The organism is Enterobacter cloacae complex sp. P29RS (assembly GCF_014893445.1).
Lineage (GTDB): Bacteria > Pseudomonadota > Gammaproteobacteria > Enterobacterales > Enterobacteriaceae > Enterobacter > Enterobacter intestinihominis.
The window spans coordinates 81,992-102,394 of record NZ_JADBPZ010000018.1; the positions used below are offsets into that span (position 1 = coordinate 81,992).

At 53.7% G+C, this 20,403-nt stretch carries 22 protein-coding genes; 13 read left to right on the forward strand and 9 right to left on the reverse strand.

Annotated elements, in window-relative coordinates; all coding sequences use genetic code 11:
* Window positions 1-13: 13 nt before the first annotated feature.
* The 3 genes from uhpT to IM282_RS14750 all read left to right on the forward strand — a co-directional run bounded on the left by uhpT (window position 14) and on the right by IM282_RS14750 (window position 3,175).
* On the forward strand, window positions 14-1,405 hold the full coding sequence (gene uhpT, locus IM282_RS14740; protein WP_022646558.1) for a hexose-6-phosphate:phosphate antiporter: 1,392 nt from the start codon (window positions 14-16) through the stop codon (window positions 1,403-1,405).
* A gap of 161 nt (window positions 1,406-1,566) precedes the next feature.
* Complete coding sequence (locus tag IM282_RS14745) at window positions 1,567-2,571, forward strand: alpha/beta fold hydrolase (RefSeq protein WP_063150650.1); 1,005 nt, start codon at window positions 1,567-1,569, stop codon at window positions 2,569-2,571.
* A 151-nt stretch (window positions 2,572-2,722) separates the two neighbouring features.
* Entirely contained in the window at window positions 2,723-3,175 is a 453-nt protein-coding gene (locus IM282_RS14750) for a DUF1198 domain-containing protein (protein ID WP_014830062.1), read from the forward strand.
* Here the strand turns inward: IM282_RS14750 and IM282_RS14755 are convergent.
* Complete coding sequence (locus IM282_RS14755) at window positions 3,172-4,092, reverse strand: LysR family transcriptional regulator (protein WP_045308255.1); 921 nt, start codon at window positions 4,090-4,092, stop codon at window positions 3,172-3,174. The two genes, IM282_RS14750 and IM282_RS14755, sit on opposite strands and share 4 nt — an antisense overlap.
* A 186-nt stretch (window positions 4,093-4,278) precedes the next feature.
* Between IM282_RS14755 and IM282_RS14760 the strand changes: the two genes are divergently transcribed.
* The 8 genes from IM282_RS14760 to IM282_RS14795 are packed head-to-tail and all read left to right on the forward strand — an operon-like array spanning window position 4,279 to window position 10,203.
* Window positions 4,279-4,890 (forward strand): hypothetical protein, encoded by a 612-nt coding sequence (locus IM282_RS14760; RefSeq protein ID WP_045308254.1) that lies wholly within the window; start codon window positions 4,279-4,281, stop codon window positions 4,888-4,890.
* Window positions 4,891-4,900: 10 nt separating this feature from the next.
* The gene (locus tag IM282_RS14765) at window positions 4,901-5,677 is read left to right on the forward strand and encodes an AfsA-related hotdog domain-containing protein (RefSeq protein WP_045308253.1); all 777 of its coding nucleotides are present in this window, start codon (window positions 4,901-4,903) and stop codon (window positions 5,675-5,677) included.
* Window positions 5,670-6,503, forward strand: a complete 834-nt coding sequence (locus IM282_RS14770) for a hypothetical protein (protein ID WP_045308252.1) — start codon at window positions 5,670-5,672, stop codon at window positions 6,501-6,503. The genes IM282_RS14765 and IM282_RS14770 overlap by 8 nt, the downstream gene beginning before the upstream one ends.
* 7 nt (window positions 6,504-6,510) lie before the next feature.
* A complete protein-coding gene (locus IM282_RS14775) occupies window positions 6,511-6,735 on the forward strand; it encodes a 2-hydroxymuconate tautomerase (RefSeq protein ID WP_045308251.1) in 225 nt (74 codons plus the stop codon).
* Between the two features lie 3 nt (window positions 6,736-6,738).
* Window positions 6,739-7,389: an HAD family phosphatase gene (locus IM282_RS14780; RefSeq protein WP_192970519.1), complete on the forward strand. Its 651-nt coding sequence runs from the start codon at window positions 6,739-6,741 to the stop codon at window positions 7,387-7,389.
* Window positions 7,390-7,410: 21 nt separating this feature from the next.
* The gene (locus tag IM282_RS14785; protein ID WP_063148196.1) at window positions 7,411-8,631 is read left to right on the forward strand and encodes an MFS transporter; all 1,221 of its coding nucleotides are present in this window, start codon (window positions 7,411-7,413) and stop codon (window positions 8,629-8,631) included.
* Window positions 8,618-9,031 carry a carboxymuconolactone decarboxylase family protein gene (locus tag IM282_RS14790; RefSeq protein ID WP_028014973.1) on the forward strand — a complete coding sequence of 138 codons (414 nt, stop codon included), beginning with the start codon at window positions 8,618-8,620 and terminating at the stop codon, window positions 9,029-9,031. Before IM282_RS14785 ends, IM282_RS14790 begins: the two co-directional genes overlap by 14 nt.
* Window positions 9,028-10,203: an acetyl-CoA C-acetyltransferase gene (locus tag IM282_RS14795; protein WP_045308247.1), complete on the forward strand. Its 1,176-nt coding sequence runs from the start codon at window positions 9,028-9,030 to the stop codon at window positions 10,201-10,203. Before IM282_RS14790 ends, IM282_RS14795 begins: the two co-directional genes overlap by 4 nt.
* Before the next feature lie 62 nt (window positions 10,204-10,265).
* Here the strand turns inward: IM282_RS14795 and IM282_RS14800 are convergent, their stop codons facing one another.
* Window positions 10,266-11,264: an aldo/keto reductase gene (locus IM282_RS14800; protein ID WP_045308246.1), complete on the reverse strand. Its 999-nt coding sequence runs from the start codon at window positions 11,262-11,264 to the stop codon at window positions 10,266-10,268.
* Between the two features lie 206 nt (window positions 11,265-11,470).
* Here IM282_RS14800 and nepI point away from each other — a divergent pair, with 206 nt between their 5' ends.
* On the forward strand, window positions 11,471-12,661 hold the full coding sequence (nepI, locus tag IM282_RS14805) for a purine ribonucleoside efflux pump NepI (RefSeq protein WP_023298972.1): 1,191 nt from the start codon (window positions 11,471-11,473) through the stop codon (window positions 12,659-12,661).
* Between the two features lie 112 nt (window positions 12,662-12,773).
* Here the strand turns inward: nepI and IM282_RS14810 are convergent, their stop codons facing one another.
* The 6 genes from IM282_RS14810 to IM282_RS14835 form a co-directional block, all read right to left on the reverse strand.
* Entirely contained in the window at window positions 12,774-13,679 is a 906-nt protein-coding gene (locus IM282_RS14810; RefSeq protein WP_023298973.1) for an EamA family transporter, read from the reverse strand.
* Window positions 13,680-13,826: 147 nt separating this feature from the next.
* The gene (locus IM282_RS14815) at window positions 13,827-15,206 is read right to left on the reverse strand and encodes a carbohydrate porin (protein ID WP_022646562.1); all 1,380 of its coding nucleotides are present in this window, start codon (window positions 15,204-15,206) and stop codon (window positions 13,827-13,829) included.
* Between the two features lie 138 nt (window positions 15,207-15,344).
* Window positions 15,345-15,647: a PTS lactose/cellobiose transporter subunit IIA gene (locus IM282_RS14820; protein ID WP_014168006.1), complete on the reverse strand. Its 303-nt coding sequence runs from the start codon at window positions 15,645-15,647 to the stop codon at window positions 15,345-15,347.
* Between the two features lie 5 nt (window positions 15,648-15,652).
* Window positions 15,653-17,029 carry a glycoside hydrolase family 1 protein gene (locus IM282_RS14825; protein ID WP_063148195.1) on the reverse strand — a complete coding sequence of 459 codons (1,377 nt, stop codon included), beginning with the start codon at window positions 17,027-17,029 and terminating at the stop codon, window positions 15,653-15,655.
* A gap of 17 nt (window positions 17,030-17,046) precedes the next feature.
* Window positions 17,047-18,372, reverse strand: a complete 1,326-nt coding sequence (locus IM282_RS14830; RefSeq protein WP_022646565.1) for a PTS sugar transporter subunit IIC — start codon at window positions 18,370-18,372, stop codon at window positions 17,047-17,049.
* Window positions 18,373-18,383: 11 nt separating this feature from the next.
* Window positions 18,384-18,698, reverse strand: a complete 315-nt coding sequence (locus tag IM282_RS14835) for a PTS sugar transporter subunit IIB (protein ID WP_003861034.1) — start codon at window positions 18,696-18,698, stop codon at window positions 18,384-18,386.
* Between the two features lie 293 nt (window positions 18,699-18,991).
* Here IM282_RS14835 and IM282_RS14840 point away from each other — a divergent pair, with 293 nt between their 5' ends.
* The gene (locus tag IM282_RS14840) at window positions 18,992-19,942 is read left to right on the forward strand and encodes a LacI family DNA-binding transcriptional regulator (RefSeq protein WP_022646566.1); all 951 of its coding nucleotides are present in this window, start codon (window positions 18,992-18,994) and stop codon (window positions 19,940-19,942) included.
* A gap of 50 nt (window positions 19,943-19,992) precedes the next feature.
* Here the strand turns inward: IM282_RS14840 and IM282_RS14845 are convergent, their stop codons facing one another.
* A complete protein-coding gene (locus tag IM282_RS14845; protein WP_003861030.1) occupies window positions 19,993-20,289 on the reverse strand; it encodes a YicS family protein in 297 nt (98 codons plus the stop codon).
* Window positions 20,290-20,403: the final 114 nt, after the last annotated feature.

The following is a 20,403-nucleotide window of genomic DNA, read 5'->3' on the forward strand; positions in this document are numbered from 1 at the left end:
GAGTAACTCAGTCATGCTGGCCTTCTTAAATCAGGTGCGCAAGCCGACCCTGGATCTGCCGCTCGACGTGCGGCGCAAAATGTGGTTCAAACCGTTCATGCAGTCCTATCTGGTGGTCTTCATCGGCTACCTGACTATGTACCTGATCCGCAAAAACTTTAACATCGCGCAGAACGACATGATCTCCACCTACGGGCTGAGCATGACGCAGTTGGGGATGATTGGCCTGGGCTTCTCCATCACCTATGGCGTGGGGAAAACTGTCGTTTCCTACTATGCGGACGGCAAAAACACCAAGCAGTTCCTGCCGTTTATGCTGATCCTCTCTGCCATCTGTATGCTCGGCTTCAGCGCCAGCATGGGCGCGGGCTCCGTCAGCCTGTTCCTGATGATCGCCTTTTACGCCCTGAGCGGTTTCTTCCAGAGCACCGGCGGGTCGTGCAGCTACTCCACCATCACCAAATGGACGCCGCGCCGCAAGCGGGGGTCGTACCTCGGCATGTGGAACATCTCCCACAACCTCGGCGGAGCGGGTGCGGCAGGCGTGGCGCTGTTCGGCGCGAACTACCTGTTCGACGGTCACGTCATCGGCATGTTTATCTTCCCGTCGATTATTGCCCTGATTGTTGGCTTTATCGGCCTGCGCTACGGCAGCGATTCCCCGGAATCGTACGGCCTCGGCAAAGCCGAAGAGCTGTTCGGGGAAGAGATCAGCGAAGAGGACAAAGAGACCGAAGAAAACGAGATGTCCAAATGGCAGATCTTTGTTGAGTACGTGCTGAAAAACAAAGTGATTTGGCTGCTCTGTTTCTCGAACATCTTCCTGTACGTGGTGCGCATTGGTATCGACCAGTGGTCCACAGTGTATGCCTTCCAGGAGCTGAAGCTTTCTAAAGAAGTGGCGATTCAGGGCTTCACCCTGTTTGAAGTGGGCGCGCTGGTCGGCACGCTGCTGTGGGGATGGCTCTCCGACCTCGCCAATGGCCGCCGCGCGCTGGTGGCCTGCGTCGCGCTGGCACTGATTATCGCCACCCTTGGCGTCTACCAGCACGCCAGCAACCAGTACATTTACCTGGCGTCCCTGTTCGCGCTCGGCTTCCTGGTGTTTGGTCCGCAATTACTGATCGGTGTGGCGGCAGTGGGCTTCGTCCCGAAAAAAGCGATCGGCGCCGCCGATGGGATTAAGGGCACCTTCGCCTACCTGATCGGCGACAGCTTCGCCAAGCTGGGTCTGGGGATGATCGCCGACGGCACGCCGATTTTCGGCCTTACCGGCTGGGCGGGCACCTTCGCCGCGCTGGATGCCGCCGCGATTGGCTGTATCGTCCTGATGGCGATGGTTGCGGTGCTGGAAGAGCGTAAGATCCGCCGTGAGAATCGTGCGCAGAAATTAAAAGCAGCCTGAGTGTGCAGGTAACTTCTTTGCCCGGTGTGTGATGCCGGGCTTTTTTATTTTGCACGGCCTACCTTTACTCCGCTTTACACACTCGCTCCTCTCTATGCTCTACAGTGTTTTTGCTGCCGCCTTTCGTGCAGCCTTAGCCCTTTTGCTAACGGAGAGCTTGCATGTTAACCCGACGATTGTCCTGCCTTGCGCTGCTGATGGCGCTCGCGTCCCCCGCAATGGCCGCGGATGCCCCCACCTACGGCGAGAAGCTGGAAGGTTTTGACTACGGCTGGCCGGTAAAACACTTTACCTTTACCTCGCAGAACCAGCCTCTGGATATGGCTTACCTGGACGTGAAACCGGAAAAACCCAACGGCCGCACCGTGGTGCTGATGCACGGCAAAAACTTCTGTGCTGGCACCTGGGACGGCACTATCCGCGCGCTGTCGGCCGGTGGGTATCGCGTGATCGCCCCTGACCAGATTGGTTTTTGTAAATCCACCAAGCCGGAGCATTACCAGTACACCTTCCAGCAGCTGGCGGATAACACCCACGCGCTGCTTAAAACGCTGGGCGTCGAGCGCGTGACGGTTATAGGACATTCGACCGGCGGCATGCTGGCAACCCGCTATGCGTTGATGTGGCCGCAGCTGGTGGAGCAGCTGGTGATGGTGAACCCGATTGGTCTGGAAGACTGGAAAGCGCGCGGCGTGCCGCATATTACGGTCGACCAGTGGTACCAGCGCGAGCTGAAAGTCAGCGCCGACGGTATTCGTCAGTACGAGAAAAACACCTACTACGCCGGGGAGTGGAAGCCGGAGTACGAGCGCTGGGTCACCATGCTCGCCGGGCTGAACAACGGGCCGGGTAAAGCGCGCGTGGCGTGGAACTCGGCGCTGCTCTACGACATGATTTATACCCAGCCGGTTGTCTATGAATTTAGCGAGCTGAAGATGCCGGTATTATTGATGATCGGTACGAAGGACAATACCGCCATCGGGAAAGATCTCGCCCCACCGGAGATCCGCAAGACGCTCGGCAATTACGCGGTGCTGGGCAAAGAGACGGCGAAGCGCATTCCGCACGCGACGCTGGTCGAGTTTAACGACATGGGCCACGCGCCGCAGATGCAGGATCCTGAACGTTTCCACGACGCGCTGCTGAAAGGGCTTCAGGCGCGCTGACGGGTCTCCAGCAACAGCCCGCGCAGCCACGCCTGCGCGGGATTGCTTTCATCGCAATTATCCAGCTTTTTTCGGTTCACTATTCTGGCCGTTCCCGCTGTTGACGCGCTGCGTTTCCCGCTATGATGGGCGGCTAGTCTAAGGAGAACGCATGGTCTGGATAATGCTGGCAACGCTTGCCGTGGTATTTGTGGTTGGATTTCGTGTCCTGACCTCAGACTCCCGCCGCGCCATCAAACGTTTAAGCGAGCGGCTGGGCATCACCCCGATGCCGGTCGAGTCGATGATCGATCAGTTCGGTAAAACGCCGGGCAATGAGTTTATCCGCTACCTCGAGCGCCCCGACGAGGCACATCTGCAAAATGCGGCGCAGGTGCTGCTCATCTGGCAGGTCTGCATTGTCGACGGCAGTGAAGAGAATCTGCATACCTGGCACCGTATGCTGCGTAAAGCCCGCCTTGCCGCACCCATTACCGATGCGCAAATTCGACTGGCACTTGGCTTTATGCGCGAAATGGAGCCCGATCCGCAGGAGCTGAACGCCTTCCAGCTGCGCTATAACCAGCTATTTCTGCCGGAAGAAGGTGTGTTTTATCTGCATTAAGCCTTTTTGGCGCACAAGATATTCTGAGCGTTCAGGATCTCCTCTCTGTTTTCATTGAGGCGAGTTGCAGCATAGATATCAATATTTAATCTCTTTGCCTCATCGTCCGTTAGTTCGCGATAGCATAGTCCCTCCTGATTGAAGGTGCATTTTGACTGAGGCAGCAGCGCAAACCCTTTCCCTCTTGCGATACGGCTTAGCATCACGAGGGAATCATCCGGCTCTTTAATACGCTTCAGCGGCGTTTTCAGCGTGTCAAAGTAGCTTTCGCATTTGTCATAGAATGACGGATTAGCGCTTCTCGAAAACCAAAAAAGTGGAAGATCGCTAATGTCTTGCAGCGAGACTTTCTCTTTCAGACTGGCAGGATGTAAAGAAGGCATTGCGATGAGCAACGGTTCCTGGCATACCCAGCGGTATTGAACAATGTCTTCATGACCCGTCCCTTTTTCCCCGGTCAGCACCAGATCCAGCATATTTTTAGACAAGCTTTGCAGCAGCTGTGCTGACGTCAGGTCGGGCGTTTCAACGTCATCTCCGGCGTTCATTTTTTGAAGCTGGGTATTTACAGGTTCAATATATTCAAAATTAAGCGTGCGCGTGAGACCGATGCGCAGACTCGTTTCTGAAGAGTGAGGGTCTTCTTTTAAGCTGCTGATGTCTTTGAGTATTTTTTCTGCCTGAACGACCAACGCTCGACCTGCTTCAGTAAGGCTAACGTCATGCGTGCTGCGACTGAACAACTGACGTTTCAACACCGCTTCAAGACATTTTATCTGACGCGTCAGAGGCGGTTGAGTCATGCGCAGACGTTCGGCAGCCTTACGAAAGTTCAGTTCATGTGCAACAGCGAGAAAGCATTGTAATTGTTTGATACTGGGCAGGTTATTGCTGATTAAATGTTCTGCTGTAGCCATACGTGGGTCCTAAGTGCGAAAAGGTATTTCGTCTTTTTCCATTTCGATATTACACGCTTAATGCTGGCAGCAAAACCCGTTTTAACAGTAATACAAAAAATATATTACAAATTTAACAATTCCAATAGTTTCCTGTATTGATAAATTTCTATCCGAATCCTCACTTAATCAATACTCGGAGTAATTATGTCGTCTAAATATGTACTGGTATCACGCTTCCCATTAAAAAACACTTTTTCTGAAAAAGAATTTACTTCCTTAAAAAGCAGTGAAACCGTTCGCTACTATACCTGTGAAGAAAACGGCGTTAATGAGTTGTTGGAATTACGCGCATTCAATGATATTAAAGAGATTGCATGGGTTGAGAATGAAATGGAATCCATGTTCCATCGTTTCTCTGAGGTTCTTTCTGCCGATATCCGTCGCGAACTGCTTAAGTTTGTTGAATCCCCAATTGATAATAAAAATAGCTTGCCAGAATCAAATTATATTCAACTCCGACACGTCGAAGTGCCTGCGCATAACTATCAGCAGTACCGTCAGTGGCGCGATGAAACCATTTTTAATGTTGTAAGAGATAACAAAGATAAGATTGAAAGTTTCGAAGCGTTTCATTCACTGATCAGCGGTGTTCCGGGTGTAATGTTTATCTCCTCATTCAACGGCGATAAATCAGCATATAAAGAAGCATTTACCAATGCGCGTTATCAGGAAATTATTCAACAGGCCGGCGATAACTTCATTACTGGCGGTAACGACGGCCTTTATACACGTATCTATCGTGCTTGCTGTTGTTGAGGGACAATGAATGAACTGTAAAAAGTTGGTAGTTGTTGGCGATAAATTTAATGAATTTGCCAATGGTAAAGATGTACTGACTATATCTCAGCTAGAATTATTGACTCAAATCCCTGCGAATATCATTGATAAAGAACATGAAATTATTGTTGGGCAGGGCGTGCGCAAGGATTTTGCTGGAAAGGTAATTTCAAATCAGGCAAGAAATGCGATCCATGGTAATAAGTTGAAAATATGCTCTCTGGAAAAACTGGTTAGCGACAAAAAAAATGCTTATTGCCATAAAAGACTGGAACAGAATGTACTTATAGGACCTGCGGAACAAGCTGAGCATAACCACGATCTTTATGCGATGCCGCTGTTAATCGATGAGCGTTGCGAATTGATGGCGGATCATCAGACGGGGCAGCATATTCAGGGAATGCTCCTGGTTGAAGCCAGCCGACAGGCCTTTATTGGCGTCACCGAAGAATTTATTTACCAACAGGAAAGCGGACGCTATTACGTCATTAACAGCATGGCAATCAATTTCGCCAGTTTCCTGTTCCCTTTACCGGCGCTGGTCCACTTTGAATTTCTTGAAAAAGATATTAACGACCGCCGGGGGCGTTTCAAGGCTCAGGTTCGCGTCACTCAGCACCAAACGCTTTGCGCGACAATGGATGTCTCGTTCACCGTTTATCCTTCCGCCCTGATTACAGAGAGAGAGAAATCTCTGGCTGAGGTTGCCATGCAGGCGACCATTGTTGAGCAGCAAGGGGTGACTCAGGGGGTAACGCATGCCTGAATTGCGTAGCCAGAAATACCGTCTGGCTGCTACCACGCAGGGGCCGCTTTACCCCCCTGCGGAGGTCATGGACGGGAAGGGTAATTTTGTCGTGGTTGGCATGGTGCCAGGAGATAATGGACTGCAGTGGCGAAGCGTCATTGTCTCTCCGGACAGCCCGCTTCCGGCATTTGGGGAAGTCGCACCCTATAACATTCTGTGCGATCTGAAAAAGATGACTCAGGACGCGTTGAAGGACATCATTCTTCATACTCTTCCTTTACCCATTCCGATGAACAACTATCGGATGATTTTCTCCCCAGAACAGCGGCCGCAGGCCAATAATGAAATAAGGCCTGGCCTGCCACTTCATGAAGGCTATATCGCGGATTATCGAAGCAGCGATGGAAAGCGAGAGATCGAGCCAGTGACCCTCGCTGCCTGGCTAGAGGCAGAGGGCACCTTTGAGGTCACATTGTCCGAAGATAAGAAACGAGCCAGGTTCACGTTTTCGTTCCGGAGCCTTGTTCCGGATAGCGTTTACACCGTGATGAGTCTCAGGGAAAACGATCTAGCCTCGGAGGATCCGAGCAGGCCAGGTCCGCTGGGAATACCCAACGTATTTATAACCGATAGCGAAGGTAATGCCGAATATTGGGCAGAGTTGACCGATCCTTTTCCGGCTCCGGCGAGGAAAGGAAACAGAATTATTAACGTAGTCGTACTTTATATGAGCTCGCGTCAGAGCTACGGCGGTGCAATTGGCTTTTACGGTCTTGGTGGCGATATCCATGCCCAATTAAAACTCAAAGGCCGTTCCTTCGATGAATTTACAACTATAGAGTGAGAAAAGTATGCCATTTGTTCATGTTATGACCTGGCCTGCGAAAGATGAAAATCAAATCATCAGACTCCAGGAAGATATTACATTTGCCGTTCACAAAAATACGGGTGCGCCGCTCGATAAAATTTCCGTGGTGGTTTCTGAAATTGCCCCTTCCCGCTGGGCGGATGCAGGCGTGTCTGGGAAGGATAAAGATTTTCCTGTTAAGAGTCGAAGAAAAAACTACGAGGAATAAAGTTTGCGTAAACATGCCGCTTTTTTTGATGTTGATGAAACGCTTATAAATATTAAAAGCATGTTTGATTTCTATGATTTCTGGTGCAGGGAAAATAATCAAAACGATCGTCTTCAACGCTATATGTCTCGTTTTCGCGCCGACGTAAAAAACGGTGTGCTAAGGGAGACTCTGAACCGAGAATATTATCGCCAGTTTAAAGGTGTGTCTTGTCGTTATCTGGAAGAAATGGGTGAGAAGTGGTTCAGGCGTAAGCTGGAAAGCGAGTTTTTTATTGAGAGTGCTGTTTCAGCCCTTAAAAAACATCAGAATCAGAACATTTATACCGTATTTATATCGGGCTCTATGCTTCCGATTCTTTCACCTATTGCAAAATATCTTGGGGTAACGGAAGTACTCTGTGCGCCGGTGATAATAAATGACGCAGGTGAGTTGACGGGTGAAATCGGCCTGCCTCAAACAATTGGAACAGGTAAAAAAGACGCGCTTTTAGCCTTTTGCGATGATAAAGAGATTAACCCCGCGGATTGTTATGCCTACGGCGACGATCTTTCGGATATTCCAATGCTTGAAGCCACTGGCCATCCCGTGTGTGTGGGAAAGCATTCCGCGCTTACCAGATATGCAACTGAAAAAAATTGGCACATTATTTAAATCCTTATTGAGGTAAGTAGTATGACTTCAGAACTCTCTCCGCAAAATATGACGTTAAGGTCATGGCTTGCTTTATTCATTCTGGCTATTTCAACCTTTACTATTGTCACCACCGAACTGGCGCCAGTCGGATTATTAACGCCAATCGCAGAGGGGCTACAGTCTTCGGAATCTGCGGTGGGCATGACCGTGTCGCTTTATGCTTGGGTGGGGGCGTTGAGTGCGCTGTTTGCCTCCGTCTGTTTAGGAAATGTGTCCAGAAAGCGGCTTTTACTTGTGCTCACCGTGGTGCTTCTGGTCTCTAACGTTATGGCTGCGACGGTAAACGTCTATAGCATGCTGCTTAGCGCCCGCGTACTGGGTGCGCTCGCTCACGGCGCATTCTGGGCGATGATCGGCGCGACGGCGGTGGCTATGGTCCCTGCCAGATATATAGGGGCCGCGACGTCAATCGTATTTGGTGGTGTTTCCGCAGCAAGCGTTTTTGGCGTACCGGTATCCAACTATATTGGTATTCACTTCGGCTGGCGTCAGGCATTTTGGCTGATGGCCGCGCTGAGCGTAATTGCCTTTGTGGGTATTAGCGTTCTTGTTCCCCGGATTACCAGCAAAAGCGCGCTCGGGCTGGATGCGCTTAAAGGCGTGCTGAAATCATCAACATTATGGAAAATCTACTCAGCAACCTTGCTGGCTGTGACAGCTCACTTTGCCGCCTTTACGTACATTGAACCCTGGCTACACACGCAGAGTTCACTGTCCACCACCATTATTCCTGCTGTGCTTTTTGTTTACGGCATCGCGGGACTTGCAGGTAATTTCCTGACCGGCGTGTTGATTGATAAGTATCTCAAGCTGACGGTCTCTTTGTCTGTACTGCTAATCTGTGCAGTGCTGTTGTTCCTGGGCCTGTCTGGTTCCTCGCTCTCTGCTGCGTTGATCTTCACAAGTATGGTTATCTGGGGTGTCGCCGTATCAGGAATATTTGTCGGTTTCCAGACGTGGGTTTTACGTATGGCAGAGGATAAAGCCTTCCCGGCCTCCGCAATCTACGTTTCGTTTTTCAATACCGCCATTGGTATCGGTGCGTCAGTCGGTGCCTGGATGGTTTCATCATTTTCAATGCCGCTCCTGTATATCGTCGCCGGTACGGCCATCGGTCTGTCCGTTCTGCTTGTCGCGGTTATTCCGGCAACGTTGACCGCAAAACAATCCCGTATGGAGAAATCTTATGAGTCAAATTAATGACCGCACGCGTTATGGCAGAGAGATTATGGACCGTCTTGAAGCGGGGCTCGCGGATAAAGTCACCCGCCGCCTGAGCGAGCTGGACCCGGGGCTGCCCGCCCTGATTACCGACTATGCGTTCGGGGATGTGGTGGGTCGTCCGGGACTGGATCTCAAAACGCGCGAAATGTTGACCGTCGCCTCGCTTGTGACGCTGGGTAATGCCATGCCGCAGCTAGAACTGCATATGAGAGGCGCGCTCAATACCGGCGTGACGCCGGAAGAGCTGCTTGAAATTGTGATACAGATGGCGGTATATGCTGGCGTTCCCGCCTGCATGAATGGTCTTACTGCATACCGCGCGGCAATGGCCGCGACGGGCCATACCTTGCCAGGACTGAAGGGAAGTGACGCATGAGCGAGATTGTTATTATTGCAGCCCGCCGCACGGCGACGGGCGCATTTCAGGGCGCGCTTGCGGAGCATTCAGCCTCTGACCTGGGAAGCCGCGTCATTCAGGCGCTCCTGAAAGAATCTGGCGTAGAAGCCAGTCATATCTCTCAGGTCATTATGGGACAGGTTCTTACTGCGGGGTGCGGCCAGAACCCGGCCCGACAGTCGGCACTGAATGCTGGATTGCCCGTAGATACGCAATGCCTGACGGTAAACAAAGTGTGCGGGTCCGGGCTTAAGGCGGTCCATCTTGGCATGCAGGCGCTGAAGACGGGTGAAGCTGAGTTTGTTATCGCCGGTGGTCAGGAGAGTATGTCCAACGCGCCGCATATCGCCACGACGTCGCGTAGCGGAACGCGGCTGGGTAATATTACTCTCAAAGATAGCCTGGTTTCTGACGGGCTCTGGGATGCCTTCAACGATTATCACATGGGTATCACCGCAGAGAATGTTGCGACGGAGTTTGGTATCAGCCGCGAAATGCAGGATGAATATGCCCTTGTCTCTCACCACAATGCGCTTGAAGCGCAGGCGCGTGGCATTTTCGAGCGTGAAATTATCCCTGTTGAGTGGCAGACGCGAAAAGGTGAAACGATAAGCGTGGAGAGGGATGAAGGACCCCGTGCAACCAGTATCGAAAAATTGACGAAACTGAAGCCTGTCTTCCGAAAAGAGGGTACGGTGACGGCGGGAAATGCTTCATCGTTGAATGACGGTGCCGCTGCGGTCCTGCTTTGTACGCGTGAGACTGCCGAAGCGCGTGGCTTGCCGGTTCTGGCATCGCTGGGCGTATTTTCCAATTCCGGTATCCAGCCGGCATTAATGGGTGCAGCCCCGATTCAGGCCATTGCCGACTGTCTTTCCCGCTCGGGATGGAAGCCTGAGGATGTCGATCATCTTGAATCCAACGAAGCGTTTGCCGCCCAGGCGCTGGCCGTGATTCAGCAGACCGGGATTTCTCCGGATCGTATCAATCCATACGGCGGGGCAATCGCGCTTGGGCATGCGATAGGTGCATCTGGCTGCCGAATTTTGGTGACGCTGGTTCATTCCCTGATCCGTAATGATGCCAGGCGTGGCGTTGCCGCACTGTGCGTTGGCGGCGGGGAAGGCGTCGCGTTGAGCGTTTATCGCTAACGGCGTATCTGTGAATATAAAAAAACCGGGGAAACCCGGTTTTTTATTTTCAAGATGCTGTATCAGGCATTCACGCCCTTCATACCCTCGGCAGAATAACGATCGCCTTTAATCGCTACCCGGCGATGAAGGTTGTTCAACGATTCGATATCGCTCTTCTCAAGCACAGTATCGGCAGCGCGCGCGTTTTCGGCCAGATAGTTGACGTGCTTAGTACCCGGAATGGGAACCAGCCGATCGTATTGTGCTAACAGCCAGGCAAGCGCAATCTGACCTGCGGTACAGCCGTACTTTGTCGCCAGTGGGGTAATGATATCGAGCAACTGGCGATTATGATCGAGGCTGGACTGAACAAATCGTTCGTTATTCTTGCGGAAATCACCTTCTGCAAAATCGTTGTTGTTCAGGTATTTTCCCGTCAGGAAGCCTCTGCCAAGAGGTGAGTAGGGCACCAGGCCAATACCTAGCGCTTTCACGACCGGCAAAATGTTTTCCTCGATGTCTCGTGTCCACAGAGAATATTCTGTTTGCAATGCGGTGACCGGATGCACCGCATGAGCCCGTTGCAGCGTTGAAGCCGACACTTCGCAAAGGCCGATGTGGTTGATCTTGCCCTCTTTAACAAGGGTGCGCAGACAATCCATACTCTCTTCGATCGGGGTTGCGTTGCTCACTCTGTGAAGATAAAAGAGGTCGATTCGTTCCACGCCAAGCCGCTTTAGGGACTCATTACAGCAGCGGATGATATAATCAGGCGTATTGTTGATAGTGCGGGCGTAGGACTCGTCAGGAGAGCGATCGATGCCGCACTTCGTGGCGATTTTAAACTGCTCACGAGTGCTTTTATCCAGACCGGCAAGAAAATGACCAATCAGTCTTTCATTATGACCACGACCATATAAATTTGCGGTATCAATAAACGTCACATTTAGATCGATAAGGCTATGCAATACCTGTAGTGAGGCTTTGTCATTAGTCTGGCCATAAAATTCACTCAGACCCATGGCACCGTAGCCGACGGCACTGACGGTAAGATTTTGAGATAAAGTACGTGTTTTCATAGTTTCTCCTTTTCAGACGCTATGATTGTTTCACCTCAATTGTGGTTACTGAATTTTCATTTTCGTTATGCTGAAAAGGTATCAGTGACCGCCGATCTGTCTTCCGAATCTTTAAAAACGGCAAAAGTTGTCAAATCGTTAAATTCGTCACACTTTTGATGATAAACTGCGCGACTTTTCCGCACGTTTTTATCTCAGGTGATGCCATGACAGAACATATCCAGCCCACGACTCCGCCGCAGGCCAAAGAGGTGTCTCGCCCCAACTGGTCGGCGGTTTTCTCCGTGGCGTTCTGCGTCGCCTGCCTGATCACCGTTGAGTTTCTGCCGGTCAGCCTGCTGACGCCGATGGCGCAGGATCTGGGCATTTCCGAAGGCGTGGCGGGGCAGTCCGTTACCGTCACCGCCTTTGTGGCGATGTTCGCCAGCCTGTTTATCACCCAGGCGATTGGCACCATTGACCGTCGTAAAGTGGTCATCCTGTTCAGCGTGCTGCTGACGCTCTCCTGCCTGCTGGTCTCTTTCGCTGAAAGCTTCACCCTGCTGCTGCTGGGTCGCGCCTGCCTGGGGCTGGGGTTAGGCGGCTTCTGGGCGATGTCGGCCTCGCTGACCATGCGCCTGGTGCCCGCGCGCACCGTGCCAAAAGCGCTGTCCGTTATCTTCGGCGCGGTCTCTATTGCGCTGGTGATTGCCGCGCCGCTGGGCAGCTTCCTTGGTGGGATTATCGGCTGGCGTAACGTCTTTAACGCGGCGGCAGTGATGGGCGTGCTGTGCATTATCTGGGTGTGGAAAGCGCTACCGTCTCTGCCGGGTGAAGCGGCGCACCACAAACAGAACATGTTCGCGCTGCTCAAGCGTCCGGGCGTGCTGGCGGGGATGACCGCCATCTTCATGGCCTTTGCCGGGCAGTTTGCCTTCTTTACCTATATTCGCCCGGTGTATATGACCATGGCGGGCTTTGACGTGGATGGCCTGACGCTGGTGCTGCTGAGCTTCGGTATCGCCAGCTTCGTCGGCACCTCACTGTCGTCTCAGTTCCTGAAGCGCTCCCTGAAGGTGGCGCTGGCGGGTGCGCCGCTGGTGCTGGCGATCAGTGCCGCGGTGCTGGTGCTGTGGGGCAGCGACAAGTGGGTCGCATCGGCGATTGCGATTGTCTGGGGCTTTGCCTTTGCGCTGGTGCCGGTGGGCTGGTCGACGTGGATCACCCGCTCGCTTGCCGATCAGGCGGAAAAAGCCGGGTCGATTCAGGTGGCGGTGATCCAGCTGGCGAACACCTGCGGCGCGGCGGTGGGCGGCGTAGCGCTCGACCATCTGGGGCTGACGTCACCGCTGGTGATCTCCGGTACGCTGATGCTGCTGACCGCGCTGCTGGTGGCGGGGAAGGTTAAGGCGAAGTAGTCAATTTTCCCCCTCACCCTAACCCTCTCCCCATAGGGGAGAGGGGACTGCTCGGTGCTGTCTTTTCACCCTCGCCCCTTTGGGGAGAGGGCCGGGGTGAGGGGACATTCGCTTAAGCCGATGCCTTAACCCTTCTGCGTGAATCCATCGAAATCAACACCACCGACGACACAATCAGCAGCGTTCCCAGCCAGTCCGGCAGGGTGAATGCCACCCCCAGCAAAACCACCGACAGCAGCGCGCTGCTCAGGGGTTCGGCGCAGCTCAAAATGCTTGCCTTCGGCCCGCCGATCATCTGCGCGCCCTTCAGATACAGGCTGAACGTCAGCGCGGTGCCAATCACCACCAGGTAGAAAAACGCCAGCAGCAGGCCGCCGTCAATGGCGAAGGTGGTGCCGCGTCCGGCGTAGAACGGCGTCAGCATTAGTCCCGCAATCAACATACTCCAGCCGACAATCGGCAGCGTGCCGTAGCGGGCGATAAGCGTTGATGGATAGGTGGTGTAAAACGCCGCAGCAAACGCCGAGGCGATACCGAAGAACAGTGCGGCAGGCGAGATGGAGAGCGACGTCGGGTCGCCGTGGGTCACCAGCAGGAAGGTACCCACAAGCGATGTCAAAATCGCCGACAGGACAAACATGCCGGGACGCTTCTTCCGCGCCAGGGCGAACCACGCCACGATGATGGTTGGCGACAGGAACTGAAGCACGGTGGCCGTAGCGGCGTTGGATTTTTCAATCGTCAGCAGGAAGGTGAGCTGCACGGTGAGCGCGCCAACCAGCGAGAAAAACAGCAGGCTGAGGGCGTCCTTGCGGTTTTTGATGACCGAGAAAATCTTGTCGCCGTGAACGAAGGAGAGCGTCAGCAGGATCACGCCGGTAAACAGCAGGCGAACCATGGTCAGGTAAGGTGAAGAAATGTGGCTTTTCTCCATGATGTACTGCGCGCAAACCCCGGAACTGCCCCATAAAACGGCGGCGATCAGGACGTTGAGCATCCCTTTGCGTGTGGAACCCATGTTCTCCCCTGTTATGTTGTCGTTAATTGGCCAACAGCATAGCATGGTTGTGTGCGGCATGATGCCCTCACCCCGGCCCTCTCCCACGGGGAGAGGGGGAAAACCGTAGGCCGGGTAAGCGTAGCGCCACCCGGCATGTTGTTGACCTTAGAACCACGCCTCCCACATCGCGCCGACGTTGAAGTCATCGAGCGTTTCGTCTTTGGTGTTGTTCACGCGCGCGGTGCGTTCGTTGTCCACTTTGCCGCCGGTCACGTAGAAGCGCAGCATCGGACGGAACTCCGGCCCCATGGCGATAGACATGTTCTGCGACAGGGTCAGCTTCCAGCCCTTGTTGTCGCCGCCGTTGTCGTAATCTACGTGCTGCCAGCCCGCTTCCAGCCAGGTGGAGTGAACGTCGTTCCACCAGTGCATCGGGCGCACGATGGCGTTGTAGTTCTTACGGTTATCGGTGTCATCACGGCTGTTGTCATAGTCGTGGAAGGCGAGGATGTACTCCACCTGCGTGGCCTGGGTGAATTTATACAGCCCTTCGAAGCTGGCGTAGACCGTGGTCAGGTCTTCGGTTTTATTGAACACGCTGTTGTCCGAATTATCGGAGTAGCGGGCGATCACCTTGTTCACACCGCTGTCGTTGGTGTGGCTCAGCACCACGCCGCCCTGCCAGGCGTTCAGACGCTCGTCGCTCTCAACGGCTTTGGAGTCAAAACCGTAGTTGGCGTACAGCTCCAGGTCGATCGGGCCGAGCTTCATGCCGTGGATTTTTGAGGTGGCAGCGTAGTTGCCCTTGTCACCCGTGCCGGAGCCGCCGGTACAGGTGATGCGCGACGGGTTGGCTTCATCTTCCATCACTTCCGGGCTACAGGATTCCACCGCCGCCACGGCAGCCACGTCGAACTGCACGCCGCCGATGTCGAAGTTCTTCACCCCGGCGCCCTGGCCATCGTGGTTCATCCAGAAGTAATCGTTGATGCCCTGCTGCGGACGCTGGTGGAAGTCACGACCGGCCCAGAAGTAGGCGTTCGGGTTGGAGGCCATAATGTTGGTCACCCCGGCGTAGGCTTTTTTGAGGTTAACTTCGTCGCCCCAGTGGTCGATCATCACGTTGATGTCCCAGATGGCGCCGTTATCACCCTTGAAGGCCTTGGAGAGCTGGAATTCCCCGCCGTTGCCTTCGTTACCCAGACGACCAATCGCGGACGCGCCGTTGTAGGAGCCGTCCACCGCCACATACTTCTGGTCAGCGGCCTGGAAGTGCGCGCCGTAGCGGGCGTAGCCGGTAAATTTGATGCCAAACGGAATCGCCATGTCCGGGGATTGCGCTGCGCTCTGCGGCTCGGTGATGACGTCCGCTTTTTTCGCGACCGCCGCATCCATTTTCGCCTGACGCTCGGCCAGGGCTTTATCCACCGCTTTCGCCACAATGGCGTCAATTTGCTCCTGCGTAAATTCTTGCGCGAGCACGGAAATTGGACAAAGCGCGGCGATAACCGCCATGGTTAATGGAAGTTTTTTAATCGTATTCATGGTTATCTCAATATAGTTTAATTTTATTCAGACAATAACCATCCCGCTCCGATCTGACAGAATATGTCGCTATCATCAGAACAAGTGGATTTCTAGTTTTAGGTACAGAGGTATTACATTAAATTATTTCGCCATAGACTATCTCTGATATAAATGAATAATCTCTTCAGATAATTCACGCGCTAATAGCGAATTCATTAAATGATCCTGCGCGTGCACCATAATTAAGGTCATCGGCTGGCGGGCTTCGCCCGCGTCCTGCTCGATCAGTTTGGTCTGCATCTTGTGTGCCTGGCGCGCGTAGCCATCGGCTTCACGCAGCAGGCTTTTGGCTTCGTCAAGGTTGCCCTGGCGCGCCGCATGCAGCGCTTCGAAGCACAGGCTGCGGGACTGACCGGCGTTGACGATAATTTCCATTACGGCTTCTTCTAATGCGATCATCATTTTTACTCTTTATCAAAGCAATTATTTAAGGCGGTAGCGGCAAACCACTCTCCGCTTTTTTTAATGGTGCGCTGCTGCGTCTCCAAATCGAGCTGAATAAAACCGTAGCGGTTTTTATAGGCATTGCACCACGACCAGTTATCAATAAACGTCCACATATGGTAGCCCAGACAATTGCAGCCTTCGCTAATACCTTTATGCAGCCACGCTAAATGCTCAGAAATAAATTCGATGCGGTACCGATCGTTTATCTGACCGTTTTCAATAAAGCGCTGCTCGTTTTCGACACCCATCCCGTTTTCAGAAATAAAACAGCGGGGGTTACCGTAATTGTCGCGCAGGTTAACCAGAATATCGTAAATACCCGGCTCGTAGATTTCCCAGCCGCGGTACGGGTTCATCTTACGGCCCGGCATCTCGTAGCTATCAAAGAACCACTCCGGCATAAACGGCGCCTGCGGGTTCACCGCGCTGTCGCGACACTTCACGCGGCGCGGTTGATAGTAGTTAACGCCGAGCAGGTCGATTTTCCCTTCCGCAATCAGGAAACCGTCTTCCGGCTTGCAGGCGGGTAGCTGATCGTAAGATTTCAGCAATGCCACCAGGTCGGCCGGATACTCCCCGCGCAGCACCGGGTCGAGGAAGCTGCGGTTAAACATCAGATCCGCGATATGCGCCGCCTTCACGTCCGCCGGGTTCTGCGAACGCGGGTATGACGGCGTCAGGTTCAGCACGATGCCGATCTCCCCCGCGTAATGCCCGGCGCGGTAAGCCTGAACGGCCTTCGCATGGGCCAGCACCGTGTGATATGCCACGGTCGCCGCCCGACGAAAATCCACCACGTTCGGGTAATGGAAATCGTACAGATAACCGCCTTCCACCGGCACGATCGGCTCGTTGAAGGTAAACCAGTGCAGCACGCGGTCGCCAAACAGCTCGAAGCAGATCTGCGCATAGCGGGCGTAGGCGTCCACTACGTCACGGTTTTCCCAGCCGCCTATCTCCTGCATCGCCATCGGCATGTCGAAATGGAACAGGGTGATAAACGGCGTGATGCCCTGTTCATTTAGCTCATCAATGACCTGATTATAAAAATCGACCGCGTCCGGGTTCACTTCACCGATACCGTCGGGGATCAGGCGCGCCCAGCTAATCGAGGTGCGAAAGCTGTTGTGGTTCAGCTGCTTCAACAGCTGAATGTCCGTTTTCCAGTGCTGATAAAACGTGGAGGTGTGCTGCGGTCCCACGCCGTTGTGAAAACGGTTCGGCTCGCGGGCAAACCAGTAGTCCCACGTGGTTTCACCCTCTCGTGTCCCTTCCGTCTGGAGAGCGGAGCTTGCGCTGCCCCACCAGAAGTTATCGGGAAATGCGTATTTCATGACCCTTCCTCTTTGACTTAATTGCTAACTGTTTCAGCGGTGCCGACGGTTGCCTGGGCTTTCTGCTCTTCATTTTTGATGAGCGTACGCTCATAGGCGCGCAGGAATGGCAGGTACATCAGGGCGGACATCACCATGCAGACCAGGCACATCACCACCGGGCTCAGCGCCCAGTTCGCCGCCCACGAGGCGCCAATCGGCGCGGGCGTGGTCCACGGGGTTAACGAAACCACCTGGGCCAGCCAGCCGAGTTTGGTTGCGCCGTACGCCAGGCAGGCATTGACCAGCGGAACAAACACGAACGGGATAAACAGCATCGGGTTCATGATGATCGGCGCGCCGAACAGAATCGGTTCGTTGATGTTAAAGAAGCTTGGCACAACGCCCATTTTGCCGATGGTGCGCAGGTGAGTGGCGCGGCTGCGCAGCAGCAGGAACGCCAGCGGCAGGGTCGAGCCTACGCCGCCAATCAGCAGGTAGTGATCCCAGAAACCTTGCAGATAAACGTGCGGCAGCGCCGCGCCCGCCGCCAGCGCCGCCTGGTTTGCAGAGAGGTTCGCCATCCAGAACGGGTTCATGATGCCGGTGACAATCAGCGACCCGTGGATACCGGCAAACCAGAAGATCTGGCACAGCAGAACGGAGAGCAGAATCGCGGGCAGCGAGTCAGACGCAGACACCAGCGGCTCCAGCAGGTGCATAATCGCCTGCGGGATGATCATCCCGGTCTGCGCTTCAATGAACAGGTTCAGCGGATGTAGGGTACCAATCACCACCATCACCGGGATCAGGATCTCAAACGAACGCGCCACGCCGGTCGGCACCTCTTTCGGCAGGCGGATGGTGACGTTGTTCTGCTTCAGCCACGCGTACACACGGGTGGAGTAGATCGCGGTGATAAGCGCAGTGAAGATGCCCTGACCCGACAGATACTGCGTCGAAATTTTGCCGTCGGCATACGGCGCGGCGACCAGCAGGAAGGCCATAAAGGCCAGCAGACCGGACATCACCGGATCGAGGTTAAACTGACGTCCCAGGCTCGCCCCAATCCCCACCGAGATGAAGAAGGTCATGACGCCCATGCTGAGGTTAAAGGGCAGCATCAGCTGTTCGCGGTAGGTCTCGGAGAAATCCAGCCAGCCGCGGGCGAAGCTGTTGGTGGTATCCGCCGAAAACGGCGGGAAGATAAACACCAGCATAAACGAGCCGATGATCATAAACGGCAGCGCGGCGGTAAAGCCGTCGCGGATGGCAATCACATACTTTTGCTGACCGAGCTTCGCGGCCAGCGGCGTAATTGACTGTTCAATCACCGCGACCATGGATTGATATAACGAACTCATGTGAACACCTTTTAGTGTGCCGCTTCGATGAGCGACAGAGCATAGTCCAGTACTTTATCGCCACGCTGCATGCCGTAATCCATCATGTCGATGGGCTGCACCGGTATGCCTTGCGTCGCTGCCTTGTCTGAGAGCGTCTTTAACATGTATTTCACTTGCGGTCCGAGAAGCACCACCTGATAGTGCGGAAACTGCGTATCAAATTCGGATACGCCATACGCATCTATCTTCACGGGCAAGCCCCGTTCTTTTGCAACATCGATCATTTTGCTGACCAGCAGGCTGGTGGACATCCCGGCAGAGCAGCACAGCATAATCTTGAACATCGACGACCATCCTCAAAATGTAAAAAGTTATTGCGATGATGATTGGACATGATACGGAAACCGGTTTCCATTCATAAAAGACAGAAGTGTGACAACCATCAATATCCACTACTTATGACGCTAATTAACCGGATGTGGGTCACATAATTTGGCTGTTTTGACATCAAATTGAGTGGAAACGGAAAATCGGTTTCCATGGAAAACGGAAACGGATATACTCCGTTCTGGCTATAATGTGAGCCGTAGCGGTGATGGAAATTACAGACGCCAGTTGCGTCTGACAGGGGAGAAAGATGTCTACAATCAACGATGTATCGCGTCTGGCCGGGGTGTCCAAAGCCACGGTATCACGGGTGTTGAGCGGGTCGCGTGGCGTTAAAGAAGCCAGCCGACAGGCTGTTCTGAGAGCGGTGGATGAGCTGAACTATCGTCCCAACGTGATCGCCCAGTCGCTGCTCAGCCAGTCGACGGGCTGCATTGGGGTGATTTGCGCGCAGGAGAACATTAACCAGACCACCGGTTACCTGTACGCGCTGGAAAAACACCTCAGCCAGCATCAAAAACATCTGCTGCTGCGTTTCGCACACACGAAAACAGAAGTGATGAACGCCCTTGAAGAACTCTCCTGCGGCTTATGTGATGACATTCTGGTGATTGGCGCGCGTTTCCCGCTGGACGTGGACATGGACAACGTCATTCTGGTCGACTGTATGGAAGCCGATAACGCCAACAGCATTCAGTTCGATCACGCGTTCGCGGCTGAAACGGCCTGCAACTATCTCACCAGCCAGGGGCGTCGCCAGATAGCACTGATCCACCCGCACGGCAGCGGCTTTGCCGATCAGGTGCTGCTGGGTTACAAACATGCGCTGGAGAAAAACTTCCTGCCCTTTAATCGCAACCTCGTGTTTATGGACGCGACTTCATCGTCCGTTGCGCTTCAGGAATTACTCAACAACGCGTCCACGCTGAACTTCAACGCGCTGCTGGTGGCAGACGAGCAGGAAGCCCAGCGGGTGATCCCGCAGTTACAGGCGTTTAATAAATCGGTACCGGAAGACATCATGGTCTTCAGCCTCGGCGGTTCGCTGCATCTGCCGGGTATTCCGGTGATCCCGGCCATTGAGTATTCCATGGACGCCATGGCGGCGCGCATCGTGAGCTGGCTGACGGCGAAAACGCAGATGCTCGGGTCCTACGTTCTGCGTGGGGATTTGATTATTCCGGATGTGCGGAAGCGTTAAACATGTGATGTAGGCCGGGTAAGGCGCAGCCGCCACCCGGCGCTCAACCCTCAGTAATCTTCCATACAATCCACCTGACTTACTGCATCCCAGTAGGCGTCCAGGTTGTCACGCTTCACGGCGGTGATGGCATTTTTGATCAGCAGCTGATTGGCCTCAGACGACAAAATCATCGCCTGCCAGGCCTTATCGCTCTGCTTTTTCTGCGGGGTACAGGTTTTCTTCACATCTTTCAGGACCTGCTGTTTTATCTGGGCCTCTTTCTCCGGAGCGCTCTTCTCCTGCGCGTGAACAAACGCAGCGAAAATCAGGCAAACGAGCAGGCAAACCAGGTGTGCAGATTTCATTGAGACCTCCGGTAAAGTCACAGGCTTTCCCTGAAATGTATCGTTACATTCAGGCAGGCGATTCCAGCCGAAAGTATGAATTTACTTTTCACCTGGTATGAGAATCGCCCTCTC

Bases quoted from the DNA above. Each gene is read 5' to 3' on its own strand.
- IM282_RS14745 (WP_063150650.1), top strand. From the start codon at position 1,567: ATGTTAACCCGACGATTGTCCTGCCTTGCGCTGCTGATGGCGCTCGCG.
- IM282_RS14810 (WP_023298973.1), bottom strand. From the start codon at position 13,679: ATGGGTTCCACACGCAAAGGGATGCTCAACGTCCTGATCGCCGCCGTT.
- IM282_RS14845 (WP_003861030.1), bottom strand. From the start codon at position 20,289: ATGAAATCTGCACACCTGGTTTGCCTGCTCGTTTGCCTGATTTTCGCT.
- uhpT (WP_022646558.1), top strand. From the start codon at position 14: ATGCTGGCCTTCTTAAATCAGGTGCGCAAGCCGACCCTGGATCTGCCG.
- IM282_RS14785 (WP_063148196.1), top strand. From the start codon at position 7,411: ATGACTTCAGAACTCTCTCCGCAAAATATGACGTTAAGGTCATGGCTT.
- IM282_RS14790 (WP_028014973.1), top strand. From the start codon at position 8,618: ATGAGTCAAATTAATGACCGCACGCGTTATGGCAGAGAGATTATGGAC.
- IM282_RS14750 (WP_014830062.1), top strand. From the start codon at position 2,723: ATGGTCTGGATAATGCTGGCAACGCTTGCCGTGGTATTTGTGGTTGGA.
- IM282_RS14800 (WP_045308246.1), bottom strand. From the start codon at position 11,264: ATGAAAACACGTACTTTATCTCAAAATCTTACCGTCAGTGCCGTCGGC.
- nepI (WP_023298972.1), top strand. From the start codon at position 11,471: ATGACAGAACATATCCAGCCCACGACTCCGCCGCAGGCCAAAGAGGTG.
- IM282_RS14775 (WP_045308251.1), top strand. From the start codon at position 6,511: ATGCCATTTGTTCATGTTATGACCTGGCCTGCGAAAGATGAAAATCAA.
- IM282_RS14835 (WP_003861034.1), bottom strand. From the start codon at position 18,698: ATGTTCAAGATTATGCTGTGCTGCTCTGCCGGGATGTCCACCAGCCTG.
- IM282_RS14795 (WP_045308247.1), top strand. From the start codon at position 9,028: ATGAGCGAGATTGTTATTATTGCAGCCCGCCGCACGGCGACGGGCGCA.
- IM282_RS14760 (WP_045308254.1), top strand. From the start codon at position 4,279: ATGTCGTCTAAATATGTACTGGTATCACGCTTCCCATTAAAAAACACT.
- IM282_RS14770 (WP_045308252.1), top strand. From the start codon at position 5,670: ATGCCTGAATTGCGTAGCCAGAAATACCGTCTGGCTGCTACCACGCAG.
- IM282_RS14765 (WP_045308253.1), top strand. From the start codon at position 4,901: ATGAACTGTAAAAAGTTGGTAGTTGTTGGCGATAAATTTAATGAATTT.
- IM282_RS14755 (WP_045308255.1), bottom strand. From the start codon at position 4,092: ATGGCTACAGCAGAACATTTAATCAGCAATAACCTGCCCAGTATCAAA.
- IM282_RS14815 (WP_022646562.1), bottom strand. From the start codon at position 15,206: ATGAATACGATTAAAAAACTTCCATTAACCATGGCGGTTATCGCCGCG.
- IM282_RS14840 (WP_022646566.1), top strand. From the start codon at position 18,992: ATGTCTACAATCAACGATGTATCGCGTCTGGCCGGGGTGTCCAAAGCC.
- IM282_RS14825 (WP_063148195.1), bottom strand. From the start codon at position 17,029: ATGAAATACGCATTTCCCGATAACTTCTGGTGGGGCAGCGCAAGCTCC.
- IM282_RS14820 (WP_014168006.1), bottom strand. From the start codon at position 15,647: ATGATCGCATTAGAAGAAGCCGTAATGGAAATTATCGTCAACGCCGGT.
- IM282_RS14830 (WP_022646565.1), bottom strand. From the start codon at position 18,372: ATGAGTTCGTTATATCAATCCATGGTCGCGGTGATTGAACAGTCAATT.